Source organism: Azospirillum sp., from assembly GCF_050789165.1.
In genome coordinates this window covers 1-7,014 of the sequence record NZ_JBOZRT010000086.1, presented here as the reverse complement: position 1 = coordinate 7,014, position 7,014 = coordinate 1, and the positions used below count along the sequence as shown (strand labels likewise).

The following is a 7,014-nucleotide window of genomic DNA, read 5'->3' as shown; positions in this document are numbered from 1 at the left end:
CGGTGGTGTTCGGCCCCAGCAGCGGCCGCATGGTCTCCACCGCGCCCGGCACCGAGTGGGCCTTCAGCGCGACGATGACGTAGTCCTGCGGTCCCAGCTCGGCGGCATCATCGGTGCAGCGCGGGTGGACGGTGACGTCCTCGTCCTTGGCCAGCAGGCGCACCCCCTTCTCGCGCATGGCCGCGAGGTGGGCGCCGCGGGCGATCAGGCTGACTTCGGCGCCGGCTTGGTGCAGGCGCACGCCCATGTAGGCGCCGATGGCGCCGGAGCCAAAGATGCAGATCTTCATGCCGCGTCTCTCCCGCTTGGCCGTTTACGGTCTTTGTGTTGGATGCTGTCGGTATGCGCCTGTTGGTCGGAGCGCCAAGCAATCGGCGGCCCCAACAAATACCGAGTTTGGTATACCAGATACCGTATGTCAACGCGGAAAATGGCGCTGTCCACGCTGTGGAAATCCCCCGGAATCCCAAGCTCCGGACGCGCGAATGCCGGACCGGAGGGGTGCTCCGGCCCGGCATCCGTTTCGACGCGGCGGGTTACTTGGCGTGTTCGACGACCAGCTTTGACGGTTGCTCGGTGGCCGACATCTGCCGGGCCCGCATGGGCTTCAGCACGAACAGAGCCAGGAAAGCGGCAATGGCGTTGACCGCGGCGGCGAAGAAGAACACCGCCTGCCAGCTGCCGGTCGAGGCGACGGCCACGTTGGCGAACGGAACGACCAGCGACGCGGTGCCCTTGGCGGTGTACAGCAGGCCGGCGTTGGTCGTGGCGAACTTCGAACCGAAGGTGTCGCCGCAGCAGGCCGGGAACAGGCTGTAGATCTCACCCCAGGCAAAGAACACCAGACCGGTGAGGATGACGAACGCCACCGGGTTGTGGCCCCACTGGTTCAGCGCCATGATGCCGACCGCCTCGATGGCGAAGGCGATGAACATCGTGTTCTCGCGGCCGATGTTGTCCGACACCCAGCCGAAGAACGGACGGGTCAGGCCGTTCAGCACGCGGTCGATGGACAGCGCGAAGGTCAGCGCCGGCAGCGTCAGGCCCATGATCGAGACCGGCACGCCGTCGAGGTGGAAGTCCTTGGCGATCGGGCCGAGCTGCGCGGTGGCCATCAGACCGCCGGCGGCGACCATGGTGAACATCAGGTACATGACCCAGAACACCGGGGTCTTGACCATCTGCATCGGGGTGTAGCTCTCGCGGCTCTGCGCGATGCCCGACTTCTTGACTTCCGGAACCTGACCGTGCTTCGGCTCGGCGAGGAACCAGGCGAGCAGGAAGACGATCGCGCCCTGGCCGATACCGAAGTACAGGAACGTCGCCTCGTAGCCGGAGGAGTGGATCATGTTGGCGATGGGCACGACGGTGACCGCAGAGCCGGCGCCGAAGCCGGCGGCGGTCAGGCCGGCGGCAAGGCCGCGGCGGTCCGGGAACCACTTCAGCGCGTTGCCGACGCAGGTGCCGTACACGCCGCCGGCGCCGATGCCGCCGATCGCAGCACCCAGGTACAGCAACGCCAGCGAGTCCGCGACCGAGTTGATCGCCCAGGCGATGCCGCACAGGGCGCCGCCGATGAGGACTACGATGCGCGGGCCGAACTTATCGACGAACCAGCCCTCGACCGGCACCAGCCACGTCTCGGTGACCACGAAGATGGTGAAGGCGACCTGGATCGCCGCACGGCCCCAATGATACTTCTCCTCGATCGGCGTGACGAACAGCGTCCAGCCGTACTGGAGGTTGGCGATCATCGACATGCAGATAACGCCGATGACCAGCTGCATCCAACGACCACCGAATGGGCCTTGGCTTCCTCCCGCGTGCACTTCGTGCATTTCTCTCTTCCTCCTATGAAGCGAGCTTGTCGACGATGCTATTTTTGTCGCTCTTGCTTTTTTCTTTGTTGGCTGGAGGCGGTACACGGGCGAGTGGGGCCGCCTGTCAGCTGGGCCGTTTGCCGGCCGGGAGTTCGTTGATCCCGCGGTCGCGGGCGATGCGCCGCGGATCGGTGTTAGGAATAAGGTATACCAGATGCCAAAAGCCGCGCAAGCACTCTTTGCGCCGCCGATTGTTTGCGTTCCGAATCTCTTTCGGCTATGTCCCCGCCTGAAATCGGCGCCTGGATTGGCCTTGCCGCCTATGCCTCTGCGGCCGGCGCGATACCTTCCAACGAGGCCCCTTGTTCGCCGCCGCACAATGGCATACTGTATACCAGAGGCCAGTTAGGCGGACACCTTATATAAGGGAGGGACCACACCCATGAGCGAGCAGGCCATCGAGATCACCCTGGCGCGCACCGACGACGACATTGCGGCGAGCTATCCCATCGTGAAGGAACTCCGTACCCACCTGACCGACGCGACCGCCTTCCGCGATCAGGTCCGCCGGCAGATGGACGACGGCTACAACCTGGCGGTCCTGCGCGTCGGCGGGGAGGTGGCGGGCTGCGGCGGTTTCCGCGTCCACGAGACGCTGTCGCGCGGCCGCTATATGTATGTCGAGGATCTGGTCACCTCGGCCAGGCACCGCTCCCTCGGCCTGGGCGACAAGCTGTTCGATTGGCTGGCCAACGAGGCGCGCGAGCGCGGCTGTGCGCAGATGGAGATCATCTCCGGCGTGCAGCGCGGCGACGCCCACCGCTTCTACCACCGCAAGCGGATGACCATCAAAGCCTTCCAGCTGGTGCTGCCGCTGGCCTGACCGGCCCCCGCGGATCCCGGACAGACGAAAGGCGGCCCGGCGAGGGCCGCCTTTTTCATTGGGCGGAAATGAGGGGGATGGAGACGCCCGCGCGTCAGAACGCGCGCGGGAAGCTGGCCCAGGTCGGGCCGGAAACGCTCTCGTCGACCTCCGTGCGGACGCGGCGCAACCGGCTTTCCGGCATCCAGGCGGCGACCGCCCCGCCGCCGGCCGCGATGGTGCCGAGCCGCCGGCCGAGGACGTGATGGACCGTGGCGCCGAACGCCGACAGCACGAGGGAAAGGATGATGATCTCCAGCATGGCCGTCACTCCCGTCGTCGTGGTTCCGTCTGTGCCTGACACCCTTATGCCTCAGCCGCGCTGAAGGTACAAGGAATTTTGTATACCAGGTACGCAATACCTGAAATGCACTTTCAGCATGCTGCAGCGCAGAACGCCATGTCAACGCGACGGGGAGGCCGCAGCGCGTTTACCCCCGCACCGCTTGGCATCTCTTGACCGGTACCACGCACAGGCGAGTCGCGCGCCCTCTCCGCCCCTACCCCCAAAGCGCCGATCCTCCGCGACGGAAACTGTTTGACTGCCATACTGTATTTGGTATACCAATATAAGCAGCGATGCCGCGACGCGGCCGCCGTTTTCAAGGAGGGCATGCCATGAGGGTTGAGGACATTCTCCGCGCCAAGGAGCCCCGGGTCGTCACGGTCCGTTCGGGCTCCACCATCGACGAGGCGATCCGGCTGATGAAGTCGGAGAACATCAGCGCCCTCGTGGTCAAGGACGTCTGCCGCACCGAGGGCAACGCGGTCGCCGGCATGCTGTCCGAACGCGACATCGTCTACGCGCTGCTCGACCAGGGCGGTGCCCTGCTGCGGCAGCCGGTCTCGTCGCTGATGACCCGCCAACCGGTGACGTGCTCGCCCTCCGACAGCCTGCACGAGGTCCTCCAGCTCATGAGCCGGCACCACATCCGCCACCTGCCGGTGCTCGACGACGGCACCTTGGTCGGCGTGATCAGCGCCCGCGACTTCACCCGGCTGCAGCTCGACGAGTTCATCGCGCACGAGCGGCCGCAGGGGGAGGCGCTGGTCTTTGCCCACCACTGAACCACATCCTCGGGGGGCGCCCGGCGCGCCCTCCGGGGCCGGGGATTCCATGACGACGCTCATCTTCACCCACCGCGACTGCTTCGAGCACGACACCGGCCCGGGACACCCCGAGAGTCCCGAACGGCTGGACGTCGTCTGGCAGACGCTGGACCGCGACGCCTTCCGCCACCTGGAGCGCCGCGATGCCCCCGAGGCCACCGTCGACCAACTCGCGCGCGTTCACGCGCGCGACTACGTGGAGGCGGTGCTGGAGGCCATGCCCGACACCGGCTACGTCCGCCTCGACGCCGACACGCTGCTGTCGCCCGGATCGCGCGGCGCCATCCTGCGCGCCGCCGGCTCGGTCTGCGCGGCGGTGGACGCGGTGCAGGCCGGCGAGGCGCTGCGCGCCTTCTGCGCCGTCCGCCCGTGCGGCCACCACGCCGAGCCGGCGCGCGCCATGGGCTTCTGCGTCTTCAACAACGTCGCCGTCGGCGCCGCCCACGCGCGCGCCGCACACGGCCTGACCCGCGTCGCCGTCGTCGATTACGACGTGCATCACGGCAACGGCACGCAGGCGATGTTCGAGGCCGATCCAGGCTTGTTCTTCGCCTCGACGCACCAGGCGCCGCTCTATCCCGGCACCGGCTACGCGCACGAGCACGGCGTCGCCGCCAACATCGTCAACGCGCCGCTGCCGCCGTTCTCCGGCTCGGCCGAGTTCCGTCGCGCCATGGAGGTGGACGTGCTGCCGGCGGTGGACGCCTTCGCGCCCGAGCTGCTGTTCATCTCCGCCGGCTTCGACGCCCACGCGCGCGACCCGCTGGCGCAGCTGCAGTTCACCAACGCCGACTTCGAGTGGGCGACGCGGCAGCTGGTCGCGCTCGCCGACAAGCACTGTGGAGGGAAGGTTATCTCGGTCCTGGAGGGTGGCTACGACCCCGTCGGCCTCGCCGAGGGCTGCGCCGCTCATCTCCAGGCGCTGATGCGGACGTGACGACTACGCCGTCACGCCCAGCTCGGCCGCCCACTCCAGCAGCACGGCCGCCGCGCCGGACGGCTCGGGCCGGACCATCGGCACCGCGCCCAGCGCGATCTGGCCGGTGGTGCCGTCGACCGTCACGGTGTCGCCGGCCCGGACGGTGATCCCCTGTGCCGAGGTCATCTCGCCGCACACGAGGTCGATACGCAGGCCGCGGGCGCCGACCACGCACGGCCGGCCCAGGCTGCGCGCCACGGCGGCGGCGTGGCTGGTGAAGCCACCGCGCGTCGTCACGATGCCGCAGGCCGCGTGCATGCCGTAGACATCCTCCGGCGAGGTCTCCGGCCGGCACAGCACCACCGCCCGCCCCTGCCCGGCCATCCGCACGGCTTGCTCCGACGTGAAGGCGACGGCGCCGCAGGCGGCGCCCGGCGCAGCCGGCAGACCGGTGGCGAGCACCGTCCGCGGGGCCCGGGGATCGGGCGTCGGGCGCAGCAGCTCGGCCAGCAGCGACGGATCCACCCGCCGCACCGCGGCGGCGCGGTCGATGATCCCCTCGCGTACCAGATCGGTGGCGATCCGCACCGCGGCGGCGGCGGAGCGCTTGGCGGTGCGCGTCTGCAAGATGAACAGCCGGCCGCGCTGCACGGTGAATTCGATGTCCTGTACGTCGCCGAAATGCCGCTCCAGCCGCCCGGCGATGACGCGCAGGTGGGCGTAGGCCGCGGGCATCCGCGCTTCCAGGTCGGTCAGCGGGCCCGGCGTGCGGGTGCCGGACACCACGTCCTCACCCTGGGCGTCGGCGAGGAACTCGCCGGTCAGGCCCGGCGCGCCGGTGGACGGGTCGCGGGTGAAGGCCACGCCGGTGCCGGAGTCCGGCCCGAGGTTGCCGAACACCATGCACTGCACCGTCGCCGCCGTCCCCCAGTCGTCGGGGATTCCGTGCAGCGCCCGGTAGGCAACCGCCCGCGGGTTGGTCCAGGAGCGGAAGACGGCGGCGATCGCCTCATGCAGCTGCTCAGCCGGGTCCTGCGGGAAGGCGCGCCCGGCGCGCCGCTCCACCTCGTCGTGGTACAGCGCGACGATGCGGCGCCAGTCCTCCGCGCCGAGATCGGCGTCGAGTGCCAGACCGCGCTCGGCCTTGCAGGCGTCGAGGATCGCCTCGAACCGGTGTTCGGCGACGCCGAGCACCACGTGCGCGTAGGTCTGGATCAGCCGGCGGTAGCAGTCGTAGGCGAAGCGCGCGTCGCCGGCGCGGGCCGCCAGCGCCTCCACCGTCGCGTCGTTCAGGCCGAGGTTCAGCACCGTGTCCATCATGCCGGGCATGGAGGCGCGGGCGCCGGAGCGCACCGCCACCAGCAGCGGGGCGCGCGGATCGCCGAAGCCGGCGCCGGCCTCGCCCTCCAGGCGGCGCAGCGCCGCTCGCACGTTCTCCGTCAGGCCCGCGGGCAGCGCGCCGGTCGCCAGGGTGCGGCGGCAGGCCTCGGCGACGATGGTGAATCCGGGCGGCACCGGGATGCCGAGCGCCGCCATGGCCGCCAGCCCCGCCCCCTTGCCGCCGAGCGTCGCCACCGGATCGCCTGGCACCGCGTCGCCGAACGCAACCACCCAGGACCCGCGTCCGTCTCGTCTCGCACCGGCCGGATCCCGCATCGCGCCCTCCCGTCAGGCCGGCTGCGGCTCGTCGCAGGCCCCGACCATCAGCCGCAGGACGTAGCCGAGGCTGGTCTTATCCTCGTCCGGCGCCGCGTCCGTCTGGCCGATCTCGTGCCCGGCCAGCCGCTCCAGCGCTCGAACCATGGCGGAATGGTCCCACGCCTTGCCGCCTTGTGCAACGCACGCGTTGAACAGCTCCTGGCAGGTCGCGGTGTTCGGCAGCGACAGACCCAGAGCCCGCGCCCCCGACAGCGCCAGATTGAGGTCCTTCTGGTGCAGCTCGATGCGGAACCCCGGATCGAAGCTGCGCTTGACCATGCGCTCGCCGTGCACCTCCAGGATGCGCGAACTGGCGAAGCCGCCCATCAGCGCCTGGCGCACCTTGGCCGGGTCGGCCCCCGCCTTGGAGGCGAACAGCAGCGCCTCGCCGACCGCCTCGATGGTCAGCGCCACGATGATCTGGTTGGCCACCTTGGTGGTCTGCCCATCGCCGTTGCCGCCGACCAGCGTGACGTTCTTGCCCATCTTGTCGAACAGCGGCCGGACCGTCTCGAACGCCTTGTCGGGACCGCCGACCATGATGG

At 69.4% G+C, this 7,014-nt stretch carries 8 protein-coding genes; 3 read left to right on the top strand and 5 right to left on the bottom strand.

Annotated features, from left to right (window positions below):
- Together ACRWK7_RS18990 and oxlT are read right to left on the bottom strand one after the other, a co-directional pair.
- Positions 1–289, bottom strand: a 289-nt coding sequence (locus ACRWK7_RS18990) for a 2-dehydropantoate 2-reductase N-terminal domain-containing protein (RefSeq protein ID WP_431857854.1), incomplete at its 3' end; no start/stop codon positions are given.
- A gap of 247 nt (positions 290–536) precedes the next feature.
- A complete protein-coding gene (oxlT, locus tag ACRWK7_RS18985; protein ID WP_431857853.1) occupies positions 537–1,787 on the bottom strand; it encodes an oxalate/formate MFS antiporter in 1,251 nt (416 codons plus the stop codon).
- Between the two features lie 475 nt (positions 1,788–2,262).
- Between oxlT and ACRWK7_RS18980 the strand changes: the two genes are divergently transcribed.
- The gene (locus ACRWK7_RS18980) at positions 2,263–2,703 is read left to right on the top strand and encodes a GNAT family N-acetyltransferase (RefSeq protein WP_431857852.1); all 441 of its coding nucleotides are present in this window, start codon (positions 2,263–2,265) and stop codon (positions 2,701–2,703) included.
- A 94-nt stretch (positions 2,704–2,797) separates the two neighbouring features.
- Here ACRWK7_RS18980 and ACRWK7_RS18975 read toward each other — a convergent pair whose 3' ends face one another.
- Complete coding sequence (locus ACRWK7_RS18975) at positions 2,798–3,004, bottom strand: hypothetical protein (protein WP_431857851.1); 207 nt, start codon at positions 3,002–3,004, stop codon at positions 2,798–2,800.
- 356 nt (positions 3,005–3,360) lie between these two features.
- Here ACRWK7_RS18975 and ACRWK7_RS18970 point away from each other — a divergent pair, with 356 nt between their 5' ends.
- Complete coding sequence (locus tag ACRWK7_RS18970) at positions 3,361–3,810, top strand: CBS domain-containing protein (protein ID WP_431857850.1); 450 nt, start codon at positions 3,361–3,363, stop codon at positions 3,808–3,810.
- 49 nt (positions 3,811–3,859) lie between these two features.
- On the top strand, positions 3,860–4,789 hold the full coding sequence (locus ACRWK7_RS18965; protein WP_431857849.1) for a histone deacetylase family protein: 930 nt from the start codon (positions 3,860–3,862) through the stop codon (positions 4,787–4,789).
- Positions 4,790–4,792: 3 nt separating this feature from the next.
- Here the strand turns inward: ACRWK7_RS18965 and ACRWK7_RS18960 are convergent, their stop codons facing one another.
- Both ACRWK7_RS18960 and ACRWK7_RS18955 read right to left on the bottom strand, forming a co-directional pair.
- A complete protein-coding gene (locus ACRWK7_RS18960) occupies positions 4,793–6,427 on the bottom strand; it encodes a pyruvate, phosphate dikinase (RefSeq protein WP_431857848.1) in 1,635 nt (544 codons plus the stop codon).
- A 12-nt stretch (positions 6,428–6,439) separates the two neighbouring features.
- Positions 6,440–7,014 (bottom strand): NAD-binding protein (locus ACRWK7_RS18955; protein ID WP_431857847.1); only part of this gene is annotated, 575 nt, incomplete at its 5' end.